Below are 15,172 nucleotides of genomic sequence, written 5' to 3'. Positions count from 1 at the left end.
CCCATTGCCATTGGCGCGTGGCCGACACGGGCGTGCGCTTGCAAAACCGCTTTACAGTGCGGCAGCCCGCCGATAAAGTTGCTGCATGCTCAATGCCCTCGATACCCACCTGTTAAATGCGGCTCCACGCCAGCGCTTGCGCGGCTGGCCCCGCTTCCTGACCGAATTCCTGTATTTCGGCATCAAGGAGGCGAGGTCGTGCCTGTTCGTGGGGCTGTTTTTTGCCGCCGTGTTCCTGGTGCCCCGCGCCGGCCTGTTCGGCTTGCCGCGCTATGACGTGCTGCTGCTGGTGGCGCTGGCGATCCAGGCCGCGATGGTCTGGAGCGGACTGGAAACGTGGGATGAGCTGAAAGCCATCTGCCTGTTTCATGCGGTGGGTTTCGTGCTGGAGGTATTCAAGGTATCGGGGACGATCCAGTCGTGGAGCTATCCCGACTTTGCCTATACCAAAGTGTTCGGCGTCCCCCTGTTTTCCGGCTTCATGTACGCGGCCGTCGGCAGCTACATCATCCAGACCTGGCGCCTGCTCGATATGCGGATACGCCACCATCCGCCGTACTGGATGGCGGTGCTGATCGCAGTGCTGATCTACGCCAACTTCTTCACCCACCACTACATCGGCGACTATCGCTGGTACCTGGCCGCCTGCGCGCTGGGCTTGTACGCGCGCACGACCGTGGTGTTCCGTCCGCTCGACCGCGACCGCAGCATGCCCTTGCTGCTCGGTTTCGTGCTGGTCGGCTTCTTTATCTGGCTGGCCGAGAACATCAGCACCTTCTGGGGCGTGTGGCGCTATCCGAACCAGCTTGGCGCCTGGTCGGCCGTGCATGTCAGCAAATGGAGCTCGTGGTCGCTGCTGGTGGTGATGACGTTCACCATCGTGGCCCACCTCAAGCATATCAAGGCCAGCATCCACGTTGCCCAGCCATAGGCCGGGCTCCGGCACGGCTTATTGCAGGCTGGCCGCCACGGCGTCAAAGCGCGCGCCCAGTCCCGCTTGCGGGCCGCCCTGCAGCTGCCTGGCGTACTGGCGCAGCACCTCCGCCGAATAGGTGCGCGAGGCTGGCGACAGCTTCGGCAGCAGCGGCAGCACGCGTTCCAGGTAGCCCGTGCCTTCCTGCCACTTGCCTTGCGCGGCCAGCGCCGACGCCAGCTCCACCATGCGGCGGCCGACGCGCGCATCGCTGCGTGGCTGCGCCGCCTCTTCCGTGGCCAGCGCCTGCCGGAACAGCTGCTCCGCTTCCGTATTCTTGCCCTGCAAGCGCTTGATGCGGCCCAGGTTGTACTGGCGCTGCGAGAGGATGTCCGCGCTGGCCCCGGCCTGCTCGGCGCTTTGCAGCGCCTGTACGCAGGCCAGTTCTGCTTCGCCTAGCTGGCCTTTGAGCTCGGCCGCGTTGCAGGCGTCGTGTTGTGCGTTGGAGGTGGCGAGTGTCGCGGGCGCCGCGCAGGCGGCCAGCAGGCTGACAGCGCATAGCAGGCTGATGGTATGGGTCTTCATAGTCTCCTCGGACGGGTGTTGGACACGGTGTATCGGTGGAGTCATGCTGTGATAAATATACTATAAGTTTTTTTGGCATGGGCGGCTTTTCGCCGGCGCACGGCAAGGCGCGCGATTGACGCCGCTTGCCCGCTTCAGGGATACTCCGGGCTTGTCCATTACTGCGTGCCGCCGCCATGTCCAAGACTGTCCTGATCGTGGAAGATGAACAGGCGATTGCCGACAGCATCGCCTATGCCTTGCGCACGGATGGCTTTACGCCGCGCCATGTGATGTTGGGCGAGCAAGCGCTGGCCGCGCTGCGTCCGACGCCCGCGGAAGCCGCATGCATGCCCGTGCTCGTGGTGCTCGACGTGGGACTGCCCGACATGAGCGGGCTGGAAGTGTGCCGGCGGCTGCGCCAGTTTTCCGACGTGCCGGTGATCTTCCTGACGGCCCGCAGCGATGAGATCGACCGCATTGTCGGCCTGGAAATCGGCGCCGACGACTACGTCACGAAACCGTTTTCGCCGCGCGAACTGGTGGCCCGCATCCGCGTCATTTTGCGCCGCGCCGGCGCCGCGCCAGCCCCGCGCGCGACTGGCATGACGATAGCTGCTGGCGTCGCGCCAGCGGTGCCGGCGCCGGCGCGCTTCGAGCTGCGCGCGCTCGAGGCGCGCGTGCTGTTCCAGGGCCAGCCGCTGGAGCTGACCCGCTACGAATACCTGCTGCTGAAGGCCTTGCTCGAGCATCCGGGCCACGTCCTGTCGCGCGCGCAGCTGATGGAGCGCGTGTGGAGCGGCGCGCCCGACACGCTCGACCGTACCGTCGATGCGCACGTCAAATCGCTGCGCGCCAAGCTGCGTGCCGTCGATGCGCAAGCCGACCCCATCCACACCCACCGTGGCCTCGGCTACAGCCTGGCCGGCGCATGAAGATCGGCCTGCGCATTCTGCTCGGCTACTTCCTGATCGTGGGCCTGGCTGCGTGGTTCCTGCTGAATGTCTTCATGGAACAGGTCAAGCCGGGCGTGCGTTCCACCCTCGAGGACACGCTGGTCGATACCTCGCAGCTGCTGGCCAGCCTGGTGGCGCCGGACCTGAAGGAGGGCAAGCTGGCGCAGTCGGCCTTGACCGAGCGCATGCAGGATTACGCGCGCCATGGCGTGGACATCAATATCAATGGCGTGCGCAAGCGCACGCTCGATTACCGCATCACCATCACGGACCGACACGGCATCGTGCTGTTCGATTCCAGCGGGCGCGACGTGGGCCGCGATTATTCGCGCTGGAATGATGTGTACCTCACCTTGCAGGGCAAGTACGGCGCGCGCAGCACGCGCAGCCGGCCCGACGACGAGATGTCGACCGTCATGCACGTGGCTGCGCCGATTCGCGATGGCAACGAGGTGATCGGCGTGCTGACAGTGGCCAAGCCGAATGCCAGCGTGCAGGCGTTTGTCGAGCGCAGCCAGCGCAAGATCCTGCAGCGCGGCGCCGTGCTGTTGCTGCTGTCGCTGCTGATCGGCCTGGCATTTGCCTGGTGGCTGCACCATGCGCTTGGCAAGCTGATGCATTACATCGGCGACGTGGAAGCGGGGCGCAAGGTGGCGTTGCCGGCGCTGGGCCGGAACGAGATCGGCACCCTGGGGCGGGCGCTGGAGGCGATGCGCACGCGCCTGGAAGGCAAGGAATATGTGGAGCAGCTGATGCACACGCTGGCGCATGAATTGAAAAGCCCGATCGCCGCCATCCAGGCGTCGGCCGAACTGCTGCAGGAAGAGATGCCGCCGGCCGAGCGGCGCCAGTTCCTCGCCAGCATCCTGGAACAGAATGCGCGCCAGCGCCAATTGATCGACAAGCTGCTGGCCCTGGTGCGCGTGGAAAAGCAGCAGCGCCTGGAGCATCCCGAGCGCATCGCGCTGGGGCCGCTGCTGGCGCAAGTGGCGCAGGATGGCGCCGCTGCCCTGGCGGCGCGCGGCGTGCGCCTGCAGTTGCAGGCGGAGGAGGGCAGCGTGGCGGGCGACCCCCTGCTGCTGCGCCAGGCGCTGGGCAATCTGCTCGACAATGCGGCTGGCTTTGCGCCGCCCGGCAGTTGTATCGACCTGACGGCGCGGCGCGAGGGCATGCAGGTGGAAATTACCGTGCGCGACCGGGGTGCGGGCATACCCGCGTATGCGCTCGAGCGCGTCTTCGAGCGCTTCTATTCCTTGCCGCGCCCCAGCGCCGGCAAGAGCACGGGGCTGGGCCTGCCCTTCGTGCGTGAAGTGGCGTCCCTGCATGGCGGCACGGTCGAGGTCATCAATCATGCGGAGGGCGGCGCCTGCGCGCGCCTGTGCCTGCCGCTGGCGTGAGCGCCCTTTACTTGCCGGCTTCACACGGACTGCATCGTCAGCGCATACAGCTTTTTTACACTGGCTGCCTTACTTCAAGGATGCGCCATGCAAAAAACTTTACTCGTCAAAGCGCTGATCGTGTTCGGCCTGATGCTGCTGATCGGCCTGCCTCTGCTGATGATCCAGGAAACGATCAAGGAGCGGATGGAATTCCGCCAGGAAGCCGTCAACAGCATCGCCGCCGATTCCGTGCGCGAACAAACCATCATCGGCCCCATCCTGGTGATCCCCTACACGGAGCAGTATGAAGAGCGCGTGGAAGTGGCCAAGGGCGATGACAAGTCACAGGAAGTGAAGTTGCCTGTGCGCACGGAGTTGCTGCGCCGAACGGTGCAGCGCCGTTTGCTCGTCTACCCGAACAGCCTGTTGATCAGTGGCAACATCGAGGCGGACCGCCGCTACCGCGGCATCCACCAGGTGCTCGTCTACAGTGGCCAGCATGCGTTCAAGGGCGACTTTACGGTGCCGGCCAGTACGCAGCTGCCGCGCAAGTCGCCCGACTCGCGCGTGACCCTGGGCGAGCCCTTTGTTGCCCTGTCGATCGAGGACGTGCGCGGCATCCGCAACATCCCGAAAATCGACTGGGGCGGACGGGGGATCGAATTCGAGCAGGGAACTGACTTGCTTGCGTTCCGCAGCGGCTTGCATGCGCCCCTCGGCGCCATGCCCCTGGCCGCGCCGCAGCAGGTGCCCTTTGCGTTCGACCTGGGCCTGGACGGCATCGAACGCCTGCATGTCGTGCCGGTGGCGAAAAACAACCAGGTCACCGTCAAGTCGAACTGGCCCCATCCGCAATTTGGCGGGCGCTTCCTGCCGTCGCCGAAACACCGCCAGATCAACGCCGATGGCTTCCAGGTCGAGTGGAACATCTCTTCGCTGGCCACCAATGCGCAAACGCAGCTGAGCACGATCGAGGGCGAGTTCAAGGTGCCCGACAGCGCCCCGCTGGGCCAGGTGGACCGCTTCAACGTGGGCTTCATCGAGCCGATCAACGTGTATTCGCAATCGGACCGCGCCACCAAGTATGGCTTGCTGTTCGTGGCGCTGACCTTTGCCGCCTTCTTCATCTTCGAGATCCTGAAGAACCTGCCCATCCATCCGGTGCAATATTTGCTGGTGGGCTTGTCGCTGGTGATCTTTTTCCTGCTGCTGGTGGGCCTGGCCGAGCACATCGCCTTCCTCGCCGCCTACCTGATCGCCAGCGCCGCCTGCATCGTGCTGACCAGCTTTTATCTGGTGCACGTGCTGCATAACGCGTGGCGCGCCATCGGCTTCGGCGTGGCGCTGACGGTGCTGTACGGCGCGCTGTACGGTTTGCTGAGCTCGGAAAACAATGCGCTGGTAATGGGCAGCATCCTGTTGTTTGCCGTGCTGGCAGCCATCATGGTGGCCACGCGCAAGGTGGACTGGTACCAGGTAGGCAAGGGCGGGCAATAGCGCCGGGAGCTGTCCGGCGATGCGATATAAACATTGCTGATTTGGTAAATAAGTGGTGTTAATTTGGTATTGTTTACGGTACTCTTTGGTATTGATCTTTGCAGCGCGCGCAACGACGTGCGCAGCGTACCGGAGCAGTAGGGCGGCGTCAGGCAGGATGGCCTGGTGCCGCCAGGCAGTGCCTTTCATCCTCACTCATAACAACCTGGAGACAGCACCATGATCAAGAAACTGGCTTTTTTCCTTTTCGCCTGCAGCCTGAGCGGCAGCTATGCCTATGCCACGAGCATTGAATTGCAGCAATGCTATTCCGGTTGCTGGCAAAAGGTCGCCAACTGCACGGGCGGTGGCGGCCTGGCTGGCAGCAGCCCCATCTGCCAAATGATCCTCGACACCTGCACCGCCAACTGCGACCGCACGCACGGCGGTTAAGGCGGCATGCCCGTCCGGTAGGCCGGCGGGCATGACGGCGTGAAAGCATTGGGCGCGAGCCGGGCGACAAGTCCGGTCCGCGCCTTTCTTTTTTTGGGGCGCCAGGGCGCATGGATGGCCGCTTTGCGCTGGAGAAGGGGGTATTTTTCGGGGTGTCCGACAACTCCCGCAGGGGCGTCGCGCAACACTTTGACATACCTCGTGTTAACTTGTTGCGTCAAGGGTTTTTGTGCTATATACTAGCCGGCTTCGGTATGGATTCGTCTTTTTTGAGTCCTACGTTACTTTGTAGTTAAACAAGCCCCGCCCAATCGCAGGTGGGAATGGAGAAAAAATGAGCCTAGGCCTTCTCGGTCGCAAGGTTGGTATGATGCGCATTTTCACGGATGAAGGGGATTCGATCCCGGTCACCGTGTTGGACGTATCGAACAACCGTGTTGCGCAAATCAAAACCCCTGAAACAGATGGCTATTCCGCTGTTCAGGTCGCATTCGGTCAACGTCGCGCATCCCGCGTGACCAAAGCTGTTGCTGGTCATCACGCTAAAGCTGGTGTTGAAGCCGGTACTCTGTTGAAAGAGTTCCGCGTTGATGCTGCTAAAGCCGCTGAACTGAAAGCTGGCGATGTTGTCGCTGCTTCCCTGTTCGAGGTCGGTCAAAAGATCGACGTGCAAGGCGTTACCATCGGTAAAGGCTATGCAGGCGTTATCAAACGTTACCACTTCGCTTCCGGCCGTCAAACGCACGGTAACTCGCGTTCGCATAACGTTCCAGGCTCCATCGGTATGGCGCAAGATCCAGGTCGCGTTTTCCCTGGTAAGCGCATGACCGGTCATCTGGGTGACGTTAACCGTACGATCCAGAACCTCGTGATCGCCCGTATCGATGCCGACCGTCAGCTGTTGCTGGTCAAAGGCGCGATTCCAGGTGCGAAAAATGGCCAGGTAGTTGTCTCGCCAGCCATCAAAACCAAAGCCAAGAAGGGAGCTTAAACGATGGAACTCAAGCTTCTGAATGCGCAAGGTCAAGCCGCCTCGAACGTTGCTGCAGCCGATACGATTTTCGGCCGTGACTACAATGAAGCGCTGATCCACCAAGTCGTCATCGCTTATCAAGCGAATGCACGTAGTGGTAACCGCAAGCAAAAAGACCGTGAAGAAGTTCACCACACGACGAAAAAGCCATGGCGCCAAAAAGGTACCGGCCGCGCTCGTGCTGGTATGTCGTCGTCGCCACTGTGGCGCGGCGGTGGTCGGATTTTCCCGAACTCGCCTGACGAAAACTTCACCCACAAAGTGAACAAAAAAATGTATCGCGCAGGTATCTGCTCGATCCTGTCGCAGCTGGCTCGCGAAGAGCGCCTGATCGTCATCGACGATCTGACGATCGACGCGCCAAAAACCAAGCTGCTGTCGCAAAAATTGAACGGCCTGGGCTTTGATTCGGTTCTGATCATCACCGACGTTCTGAACGAAAACCTGGAACTGGCATCGCGCAACCTGCCTAACGTACTCGTCGTTGAGCCACGTCACGCAGACCCGATGTCCCTGGTGTTCTACAAGAAGATCCTGGTCACCAAAGCTGCATTGGCCAAGATTGAGGAGATGCTGGCATGAGCGCGATTTTGAAACATAGCGAAGAACGCTTGATGAAGGTGCTGTTGGCGCCCGTGATTTCCGAAAAGGCCACCATGGTCGCGGAAAAGAACGAGCAAATTGTATTCCGCGTACTGCCGGATGCAACCAAGCCTGAAATCAAGGCAGCGGTCGAACTGCTGTTCAAGGTTGAAGTTCTGTCCGTGCAAACTGCAAACCGCGAAGGTAAGCAAAAACGCACCGGCAAGTTCAACGGTCGTCGTAACCATACCAAGCGTGCTTTCGTGTGCCTGAAGCCTGGCCAGGAAATCAACTTCTCCGAGGAGGCTGCATAATGGCACTCGTTAAGATGAAACCAACCTCGCCAGGCCGTCGCGGCATGGTGAAGGTGGTGAATGCCGACCTGTACAAAGGTCGTCCGTTCGCTGCCCTGGTTGAAAAGAAATCCAAGACCGCTGGTCGTAACAACAACGGTCACATCACCACCCGTCATATCGGTGGTGGTCATAAGCAACACTATCGCTTGATCGACTTCAAGCGCACCAAAGATGGTATTCCAGCGAAAGTGGAACGTATCGAATACGATCCAAACCGCACCGCGAATATCGCTCTGCTGTGCTACGCCGACGGCGAACGTCACTACATCATCGCAACCAAAGGCATGGCCGTTGGCGACAGCGTGATGAACGGTTCGGAAGCACCGATCAAATCGGGTAACTGCTTGCCAATCCGTAACATCCCAGTCGGTACCGTGATGCATTGCGTCGAAATGCTGCCAGGTAAAGGTGCCCAAATGGCACGTACCGCCGGCGCTGGCGTCGTGCTGATGGCACGTGAAGGTACCTACGCTCAAGTGCGTCTGCGCTCGGGTGAAGTACGTCGCGTGCACATCGAGTGCCGTGCAACGGTTGGTGAAGTCGGCAATGCCGAGCACAGCCTGCGTAAAATCGGTAAAGCTGGTGCGATGCGCTGGCGCGGTGTTCGTCCTACCGTTCGCGGTGTGGTCATGAACCCGGTCGATCACCCGCACGGTGGTGGTGAAGGTAAAACAGCAGCTGGTCGTCATCCAGTTTCGCCTTGGGGCCAACAGACTAAGGGTAAGAAGACACGCAGCAACAAGCGTACTACTTCCATGATCGTCTCGCGCCGCGGCAAGAAATAAGGGGTAGCACATGACACGTTCATTGAAAAAAGGGCCGTTCTGTGACGCCCACCTGGTGAAAAAAGTTGAAGCCGCGCAAGCTGCCAAAGACAAAAAGCCAATCAAAACCTGGTCGCGTCGTTCGACAATCATGCCTGACTTCATCGGCCTGACGATCGCGGTGCATAACGGCAAGCTGCACGTGCCGGTTTATGTTTCCGAAAACATGGTTGGTCACAAGCTCGGCGAATTCGCACTGACCCGTACGTTCAAGGGCCATGCAGCTGACAAAAAGGCTAAGAAATAATGGAAACTAAAGCTATCCTCAAAGGTGTGCGCCTGTCGGACCAAAAGGGCCGCCTGGTTGCTGACCTGATCCGTGGCAAGAAAGTTGACGCTGCACTCAACATCTTGCAATTCAGCCCGAAAAAAGGTGCTGCGATCATCAAACGCGTTCTGGAATCCGCTATTGCGAATGCCGAGCACAATGATGGCGCGGACATCGACGAATTGTTCGTGAAAACGATCTACGTCGAAAAGGGCCCCGTCCTGAAGCGCTTCACCGCGCGTGCAAAAGGCCGTGGCGACCGTATTTCGAAACAATCCTGTCACGTTTACGTGACTGTCGGTAACTAAGGAGCCACGATGGGTCAGAAAATTCATCCAACCGGTTTCCGTCTGGCGGTCACCCGTAACTGGGCTTCGCGCTGGTATGCAGGCAACGGTAATTTCGCTGCCATGCTGAACGAAGACTTGAAAGCACGTGCTTACCTGAAAAAGAAACTGAAGAACGCTTCCGTTGGCCGCATCGTTATCGAGCGCCCAGCCAAGAACGCGCGCTTCACGATCTACAGCTCGCGTCCAGGCGTGGTCATTGGTAAAAAAGGCGAAGACATCGAAGTACTGAAGTCGGCGCTGACCAAGATCATGGGCGTACCTGTTCACGTGAACATCGAAGAAATTCGCAAGCCAGAAATCGACTCGCAACTGATCGCCGATTCGATCGCTCAGCAGCTGGAAAAACGGATCATGTTCCGCCGCGCCATGAAGCGCGCAATGCAAAATGCAATGCGCCTGGGTGCTCTCGGTATCAAGATCATGTCGTCCGGCCGTCTGAACGGTATCGAAATCGCACGTAAAGAGTGGTACCGCGAAGGCCGCGTGCCTCTGCATACCCTGCGCGCCGATATCGACTACGGTACCAGCGAAGCGTCGACCACCTACGGCATCATCGGTGTCAAGGTGTGGGTATACAAAGGTGACCGCGCGCCTAACGGCGATGCACCAGTCATCGATACCCCAGCTGACGAGAAGAAAAGCCGCGGCCCACGCCGTGACGATGGCAAGCCAGCTGGCCGTCCACGTCCAGCCGGTGCCGGTGCGAAACCATCCACAGCACCAGGTGCACGTGTGCGTACCGCCGCTAAACCGGCCGCCGCAGCAGCACCAGCTGAGAAAGCAGGAGAATAATCATGCTGCAACCAGCACGCAGAAAGTATCGTAAAGAGCAGAAAGGCCGTAATACCGGTATTTCGCACAGCCGCGGCACCGCCGTGTCGTTTGGCGAATTCGGTCTGAAGGCAGTTGCGCGCGGTCGTATCACTGCGCGTCAAATTGAAGCGGCGCGTCGTGCAATGACGCGTCACATCAAGCGCGGTGGCCGTATCTGGATCCGTATTTTCCCGGACAAACCGATTTCGAACAAACCGGCTGAAGTCCGTATGGGTAACGGTAAAGGTAATCCTGAGTACTACGTCGCTGAAATTCAGCCAGGCAAAGTACTGTACGAAATGGATGGCGTTGATGAAGCGCTGGCACGGGAAGCATTCCGTCTTGCCGCCGCTAAACTGCCACTGGCTACGACGTTTGTCGTACGTCAAGTCGGCCAATAATTGGAGTTGTATATGAAAGCATCTGAACTCCGCGGCAAGGACCAGCCAGCTCTGCAAAAAGAGCTGAATGACCTGTTGAAGGCACAGTTCGGCCTGCGCATGCAAATCGCTACGCAGCAGCTGAGCAACACTTCGCAGCTCAAGAAGGTACGCCGCGATATCGCGCGTGTGAAGACGGTAATGAATCTGAAGGAAGCCAAATGAACGAACCAGTGAAACAGTCGCTCAAGCGCACGCTGATCGGTAAAGTGGTTTCGGACAAGATGGACAAGACCGTTACCGTTCTGATCGAGCGCCACGTAAAACATCCTTTGTATGGCAAGATCATCATGCGTTCGAACAAGTATCACGCGCATGACGAGACCAACCAAGTCAAGGCCGGTGACACGGTCGAGATCCAGGAAGGTCGCCCGATCTCCAAAACGAAGGCATGGACGGTGACACGTGTGGTTCAAGCCGCACCAACCGTTTAAATAAAAACCACCGTTTCGGCGGTGGGTTTTAATTAGTACTTGCAGGCCCGCAAATTGTATGTAATACTTGCGGGCTTCGTTCATGTAACGCCGCAAAGTGTCTGGCCACAGACAGTAGCATTCGCGGTCAGTTGATGTATGAAGGTCATGCACCCAAACAGTGAAGCCCAGCAGGGCGGCTCTGGCGGGACCAAGACTGACCGTGGGTCTACATTGTGTGGATTCTTCGGCTTAAGTTGGGAAAGAGAATACTATGATTCAAACTGAAAGCCGGCTCGAAGTGGCTGACAATACCGGTGCCAAAGAAGTAATGTGCATCAAGGTATTGGGCGGCTCCAAGCGCCGTTATGCTGGCATTGGCGATGTGATCAAGGTAACCGTTAAGGTTGCTGCGCCACGTGGCCGTGTCAAAAAAGGTGAAATTTATAACGCCGTGGTTGTGCGCACCGCTAAAGGTGTTCGCCGCCAAGACGGTTCCCTGGTGAAGTTCGACGGCAACGCCGCCGTTCTGTTGAACGCCAAGCTGGAACCGATCGGTACCCGTATTTTTGGACCTGTCACGCGCGAACTGCGCACTGAGAAGTTCATGAAAATCGTGTCCCTGGCACCGGAAGTCCTGTAAGGAGTCGTAATGGATAAGATTCGTAAAAACGACGAAGTCATCGTTCTGACCGGGAAAGACAAGGGCAAACGTGGTGTGGTACAGCAGCGTATCGATGCTGAACATATCGTGGTTGACGGCATTAACATCGCTAAAAAAGCGACTAAGCCAAACCCGATGACTGGCGTAACTGGTGGTATCGTCGATAAGACCATGCCAATTCACGTGTCCAACGTTGCATTGTTTAATGCAGCGACTGGCAAGGCAGATCGCGTGGGTTTCAAAGAAGTGGACGGCAAGAAAGTCCGCATCTTTAAATCCTCCGGCGAAGTAGTGAAGGCTTAAGAAATCATGGCACGTCTCCAAGAATTCTATAAAGAAAAAGTCGTTGCCGACCTGACCAGCAAGTTTGGTTACAAGTCGGTAATGGAAGTTCCACGCCTGACCAAGATCACCCTGAACATGGGTGTTGGTGAGGCTATCGCGGATAAAAAAGTTCTCGAGCACGCTGTTGCTGACTTGACCAAGATCGCCGGCCAGAAGCCAGTGACCACCAAGTCCCGCAAAGCTATCGCAGGCTTCAAAATCCGTGAAGGTTATCCGATCGGTACGATGGTCACCCTGCGCGGCGCTCGCATGTACGAGTTCCTGGATCGCTTCATTACCGTGGCTCTGCCGCGCGTACGCGATTTCCGTGGTGTGAACGGCCGTGCATTTGATGGTCGTGGTAACTACAACATCGGTGTCAAGGAACAGATCATCTTCCCTGAGATCGAGTACGACAAGATTGACGCGTTGCGCGGTATGAATATCAGCATCACGACAACCGCTAAGACCGACGATGAAGCCAAAGCGCTCCTCGCCGCCTTTAAATTCCCGTTCAGAAACTGAGATCATGGCAAAATTGGCACTGATTAACCGTGAGCAAAAGCGTGTAGACCTGGCTGCGAAATTCGCCGTCAAACGCGCTGCGCTGAAGGCCATCGTTGATGACCAGTCGAAATCGGAAGAAGAGCGTTACGAAGCGCGCTTGAAACTGCAAGCGCTGCCACGTAACTCGAATCCGACGCGTCAACGTAACCGTTGCGCAATCACCGGTCGTCCGCGCGGCACATTCCGTAAATTCGGTCTGGGTCGTATCAAGCTCCGTGAATTCGCCATGCGTGGTGAAATTCCGGGTATGACAAAAGCAAGCTGGTAATAGGAGAATATGCAATGAGTATGAGCGATCCTATCGCCGATATGCTGACCCGCATTCGCAATGCACAAGGCGTGCAAAAGACGACCGTGGCCATGCCATCGTCGAAAGTCAAAATTGCGATTGCCAGCGTCCTGAAGGACGAGGGTTACATTGAAGATTTCGCTGTTGCCGAAGCTGGTGGCAAGGCGGAACTGAAGATCGGTTTGAAGTATTATGTTGGCCGTCCCGTTATTGAGCGCTTGGAGCGCGTGTCCCGTCCGGGTCTGCGCGTCTACAAGGGTAAAGACGAGATCCCTGTTGTGATGAATGGCTTGGGTGTGGCGATCGTGTCGACTCCGCAAGGCGTCATGACTGACCGCAAAGCACGCGCTACCGGTGTCGGCGGCGAAGTTATTTGCTACGTGGCTTAAGGAGTTACACATGTCTCGAGTAGCTAAAATGCCTATCGTAGTGCCAGCTGGCGCCGAAGTCGCCATCTCCGCACAAGCGATCACCGTAAAAGGCCCGCTGGGCGTGCTTTCCCAAGCCCTCACCGGCCTGGTCAAAGTAGAAAACAATGCAGGAACCCTGAGTTTCGACGTGGCGAACGACAGCCGCGAAGCCAATGCCATGTCCGGCACGCTGCGCGCACTGGTCAACAACATGGTTGTTGGCGTCACCAAGGGTTTCGAGAAAAAGCTGAACCTGGTAGGCGTGGGTTACAAGGCGCAAGCTCAAGGCGACAAGCTGAATCTGTCCCTGGGTTTCTCGCACCCTGTAGTGCATGACATGCCAGCCGGCGTTACCTGCGCAACACCAACCCCGACCGAGATCCTGATTAAAGGTATCGACCGTCAACAGGTTGGCCAGGTAGCCGCTGAAGTTCGTGCTTACCGCGCTCCTGAGCCTTATAAAGGCAAGGGCGTTCGCTATGCGGACGAAGTGGTTAAGCTTAAAGAAACCAAGAAGAAGTAATTAGGGGCTGACGATGGATAAGAAAGAATCACGGCTTCGCCGCGGACGCCAAACCCGCATCAAGATTGCGGAATTGAAAGTAAATCGCTTGTCGGTGCATCGCACCAACCTGCACATTTACGCCAACCTGATCAGCCCGGACGCTAAAGTCCTGGTTTCGGCCTCGACGGCTGAAGCGGAAGTTCGCGCTGAACTGGCAGGCCAATCCGGCAAAGGCGGCAATGCCGCTGCTGCAGCCTTGATCGGCAAGCGCGTCGCTGAAAAAGCGTTGAAAGCAGGAATTACCGAAGTTGCGTTCGACCGCTCCGGTTTCCGTTACCACGGCCGTGTGAAAGCGTTGGCAGAAGCCGCACGCGAAGCCGGTCTGAAGTTCTAAGGATCAATCATGGCAAAAATGCAAGCAAAAATGCAAAGCGACAAGCCGGATGATGGCATGCGCGAAAAAATGATCGCGATCAACCGCGTGACCAAAGTGGTCAAGGGTGGTCGTATCATGGGTTTCGCCGCGCTGACCGTAGTTGGTGATGGCGATGGCCGCGTCGGCATGGGCAAGGGCAAATCGAAAGAAGTGCCAGTTGGCGTGCAGAAGGCAATGGAAGAAGCCCGTCGCAACCTGATCAAAGTACCGCTCAAAAACGGTACCTTGCATCACACGGTTGTTGGTCGTCACGGCGCCTCCAAGGTCCTGATGAACCCAGCTAAGCCTGGTACTGGCGTTATCGCTGGTGGCGCAATGCGCGCTATCTTCGAAGTGATGGGCGTGACGGACGTGGTGGCGAAATCCACCGGTTCGAACAACCCATACAACCTGGTACGCGCTACGCTGGACGGCCTGTCGAAAATGAGCACTGCTTCCGATATCGCTGCCAAACGCGGCAAGTCGGTCGAAGACATTCTGGCTTAAGGTGGACAAAATGACAAACACAGTCAAAGTGCAATTGGTCAAGGGCTTGATCGGTACGCGCGAATCGCATCGCGCTACCGTGCGCGGTCTGGGTCTGCGTCGTGTAAATTCGGTTTCCGAATTGCAAGACACCCCATCCGTACGCGGCATGATCAATAAAGTATCGTATCTCGTTAAAGTTGTCGGGTAAGCCTTCGGGCTTACACGAACGGAGCAAATCATGGAATTGAATACTATTGCACCAGCCGAAGGCGCTAAGCACTACAAGCGTCGCGTCGGTCGCGGTATCGGCTCCGGCCTGGGTAAAACCTCGGGTCGTGGTCACAAAGGTCAGAAATCGCGTTCGGGCGGCTTTCATAAAGTCGGTTTCGAAGGCGGTCAGATGCCTCTGCAACGCCGTCTGCCTAAGCGCGGTTTCAAATCGATGCACGCAACCTTCAAAGCTGAAGTGCGCCTGTCCGATCTGAACAACCTGGCTGTTGGCGATGTCGACATTCTGGTCTTGAAGCAAGCTGGCGTTCTGGGCGTGTTGGCCCGTGACGTGCGCGTGATCTTGTCCGGCGAAATCACCAAAGCGGTGAATTTGAAGGGCTTGAAAGTGTCCGCTGGCGCGAAAGCAGCCATCGAAGCAGCCGGCGGCTCGGTAGCCTGAGTTGACCGCTAACAGCTTG

26 protein-coding genes are annotated in these 15,172 nt (G+C 58.1%); 25 read left to right on the top strand and 1 reads right to left on the bottom strand.

The window, feature by feature from the left end; genetic code table 11:
- The first annotated feature begins 85 nt into the window (after window positions 1–85).
- Window positions 86–931 carry a DUF817 domain-containing protein gene (locus VPH41_RS21125; RefSeq protein WP_328571402.1) on the top strand — a complete coding sequence of 282 codons (846 nt, stop codon included), beginning with the start codon at window positions 86–88 and terminating at the stop codon, window positions 929–931.
- An 18-nt stretch (window positions 932–949) separates the two neighbouring features.
- Here VPH41_RS21125 and VPH41_RS21120 read toward each other — a convergent pair whose 3' ends face one another.
- A complete protein-coding gene (locus VPH41_RS21120; RefSeq protein ID WP_328571401.1) occupies window positions 950–1,498 on the bottom strand; it encodes a tetratricopeptide repeat protein in 549 nt (182 codons plus the stop codon).
- A gap of 176 nt (window positions 1,499–1,674) precedes the next feature.
- On the opposite strand from VPH41_RS21120, the gene creB reads away from it, so the two are divergent.
- The 24 genes from creB to rplO all read left to right on the top strand — a co-directional run bounded on the left by creB (window position 1,675) and on the right by rplO (window position 15,153).
- On the top strand, window positions 1,675–2,412 hold the full coding sequence (gene creB, locus VPH41_RS21115) for a two-component system response regulator CreB (protein ID WP_328571400.1): 738 nt from the start codon (window positions 1,675–1,677) through the stop codon (window positions 2,410–2,412).
- Window positions 2,409–3,830: a two-component system sensor histidine kinase CreC gene (gene creC / locus VPH41_RS21110; protein ID WP_328571399.1), complete on the top strand. Its 1,422-nt coding sequence runs from the start codon at window positions 2,409–2,411 to the stop codon at window positions 3,828–3,830. Before creB ends, creC begins: the two co-directional genes overlap by 4 nt.
- 87 nt (window positions 3,831–3,917) lie before the next feature.
- Window positions 3,918–5,309 carry a cell envelope integrity protein CreD gene (gene creD, locus VPH41_RS21105; RefSeq protein ID WP_328571398.1) on the top strand — a complete coding sequence of 464 codons (1,392 nt, stop codon included), beginning with the start codon at window positions 3,918–3,920 and terminating at the stop codon, window positions 5,307–5,309.
- Between the two features lie 219 nt (window positions 5,310–5,528).
- Window positions 5,529–5,741, top strand: a complete 213-nt coding sequence (locus tag VPH41_RS21100) for a hypothetical protein (RefSeq protein WP_328571397.1) — start codon at window positions 5,529–5,531, stop codon at window positions 5,739–5,741.
- 334 nt (window positions 5,742–6,075) lie between these two features.
- Window positions 6,076–6,732, top strand: coding sequence for a 50S ribosomal protein L3 (gene rplC, locus VPH41_RS21095; protein ID WP_076565200.1), 657 nt, complete (start codon window positions 6,076–6,078; stop codon window positions 6,730–6,732).
- 3 nt (window positions 6,733–6,735) lie between these two features.
- The gene (rplD, locus tag VPH41_RS21090; protein ID WP_034753197.1) at window positions 6,736–7,356 is read left to right on the top strand and encodes a 50S ribosomal protein L4; all 621 of its coding nucleotides are present in this window, start codon (window positions 6,736–6,738) and stop codon (window positions 7,354–7,356) included.
- Window positions 7,353–7,670 (top strand): 50S ribosomal protein L23, encoded by a 318-nt coding sequence (gene rplW, locus VPH41_RS21085; protein ID WP_010394398.1) that lies wholly within the window; start codon window positions 7,353–7,355, stop codon window positions 7,668–7,670. The genes rplD and rplW overlap by 4 nt, the downstream gene beginning before the upstream one ends.
- Window positions 7,670–8,497 carry a 50S ribosomal protein L2 gene (gene rplB / locus VPH41_RS21080; protein ID WP_034753198.1) on the top strand — a complete coding sequence of 276 codons (828 nt, stop codon included), beginning with the start codon at window positions 7,670–7,672 and terminating at the stop codon, window positions 8,495–8,497. The genes rplW and rplB overlap by 1 nt, the downstream gene beginning before the upstream one ends.
- A gap of 10 nt (window positions 8,498–8,507) precedes the next feature.
- Complete coding sequence (gene rpsS, locus VPH41_RS21075) at window positions 8,508–8,783, top strand: 30S ribosomal protein S19 (RefSeq protein WP_008444295.1); 276 nt, start codon at window positions 8,508–8,510, stop codon at window positions 8,781–8,783.
- On the top strand, window positions 8,780–9,112 hold the full coding sequence (gene rplV, locus VPH41_RS21070; RefSeq protein WP_170840583.1) for a 50S ribosomal protein L22: 333 nt from the start codon (window positions 8,780–8,782) through the stop codon (window positions 9,110–9,112). Before rpsS ends, rplV begins: the two co-directional genes overlap by 4 nt.
- A 9-nt stretch (window positions 9,113–9,121) precedes the next feature.
- Window positions 9,122–9,946, top strand: coding sequence for a 30S ribosomal protein S3 (gene rpsC / locus VPH41_RS21065; protein WP_034753199.1), 825 nt, complete (start codon window positions 9,122–9,124; stop codon window positions 9,944–9,946).
- A 2-nt stretch (window positions 9,947–9,948) separates the two neighbouring features.
- On the top strand, window positions 9,949–10,368 hold the full coding sequence (gene rplP / locus VPH41_RS21060; protein WP_038497037.1) for a 50S ribosomal protein L16: 420 nt from the start codon (window positions 9,949–9,951) through the stop codon (window positions 10,366–10,368).
- Between the two features lie 12 nt (window positions 10,369–10,380).
- Window positions 10,381–10,572: a 50S ribosomal protein L29 gene (gene rpmC / locus VPH41_RS21055; protein ID WP_010394412.1), complete on the top strand. Its 192-nt coding sequence runs from the start codon at window positions 10,381–10,383 to the stop codon at window positions 10,570–10,572.
- Entirely contained in the window at window positions 10,569–10,841 is a 273-nt protein-coding gene (gene rpsQ / locus VPH41_RS21050) for a 30S ribosomal protein S17 (RefSeq protein WP_010394415.1), read from the top strand. The genes rpmC and rpsQ overlap by 4 nt, the downstream gene beginning before the upstream one ends.
- 253 nt (window positions 10,842–11,094) lie before the next feature.
- Entirely contained in the window at window positions 11,095–11,463 is a 369-nt protein-coding gene (gene rplN / locus VPH41_RS21045; RefSeq protein ID WP_008444317.1) for a 50S ribosomal protein L14, read from the top strand.
- Window positions 11,464–11,472: 9 nt separating this feature from the next.
- Window positions 11,473–11,787 (top strand): 50S ribosomal protein L24, encoded by a 315-nt coding sequence (rplX, locus tag VPH41_RS21040; RefSeq protein ID WP_034753204.1) that lies wholly within the window; start codon window positions 11,473–11,475, stop codon window positions 11,785–11,787.
- 6 nt (window positions 11,788–11,793) lie between these two features.
- Entirely contained in the window at window positions 11,794–12,333 is a 540-nt protein-coding gene (gene rplE / locus VPH41_RS21035; RefSeq protein WP_010394421.1) for a 50S ribosomal protein L5, read from the top strand.
- A 4-nt stretch (window positions 12,334–12,337) separates the two neighbouring features.
- Complete coding sequence (gene rpsN / locus VPH41_RS21030) at window positions 12,338–12,643, top strand: 30S ribosomal protein S14 (protein WP_038497021.1); 306 nt, start codon at window positions 12,338–12,340, stop codon at window positions 12,641–12,643.
- A 14-nt stretch (window positions 12,644–12,657) separates the two neighbouring features.
- The gene (rpsH, locus tag VPH41_RS21025) at window positions 12,658–13,053 is read left to right on the top strand and encodes a 30S ribosomal protein S8 (protein WP_034753208.1); all 396 of its coding nucleotides are present in this window, start codon (window positions 12,658–12,660) and stop codon (window positions 13,051–13,053) included.
- A 10-nt stretch (window positions 13,054–13,063) separates the two neighbouring features.
- Window positions 13,064–13,597: a 50S ribosomal protein L6 gene (gene rplF, locus VPH41_RS21020; protein WP_071325661.1), complete on the top strand. Its 534-nt coding sequence runs from the start codon at window positions 13,064–13,066 to the stop codon at window positions 13,595–13,597.
- A gap of 13 nt (window positions 13,598–13,610) precedes the next feature.
- Complete coding sequence (gene rplR, locus VPH41_RS21015) at window positions 13,611–13,973, top strand: 50S ribosomal protein L18 (protein WP_010394431.1); 363 nt, start codon at window positions 13,611–13,613, stop codon at window positions 13,971–13,973.
- Window positions 13,974–13,982: 9 nt separating this feature from the next.
- A complete protein-coding gene (rpsE, locus tag VPH41_RS21010; RefSeq protein ID WP_010394433.1) occupies window positions 13,983–14,501 on the top strand; it encodes a 30S ribosomal protein S5 in 519 nt (172 codons plus the stop codon).
- Window positions 14,502–14,511: 10 nt separating this feature from the next.
- Window positions 14,512–14,691, top strand: coding sequence for a 50S ribosomal protein L30 (gene rpmD, locus VPH41_RS21005; protein ID WP_010394435.1), 180 nt, complete (start codon window positions 14,512–14,514; stop codon window positions 14,689–14,691).
- A gap of 30 nt (window positions 14,692–14,721) precedes the next feature.
- Window positions 14,722–15,153: a 50S ribosomal protein L15 gene (gene rplO, locus VPH41_RS21000; RefSeq protein ID WP_034753211.1), complete on the top strand. Its 432-nt coding sequence runs from the start codon at window positions 14,722–14,724 to the stop codon at window positions 15,151–15,153.
- Window positions 15,154–15,172 lie beyond the last annotated feature (19 nt).

Origin of the sequence: Janthinobacterium sp. P210006 (genome assembly GCF_036231885.1) — a bacterium.
Classification (GTDB): Bacteria; Pseudomonadota; Gammaproteobacteria; order Burkholderiales; family Burkholderiaceae_D; genus Janthinobacterium; species Janthinobacterium violaceinigrum.
This window is presented reverse-complemented; position numbering and strand designations above follow the sequence as displayed.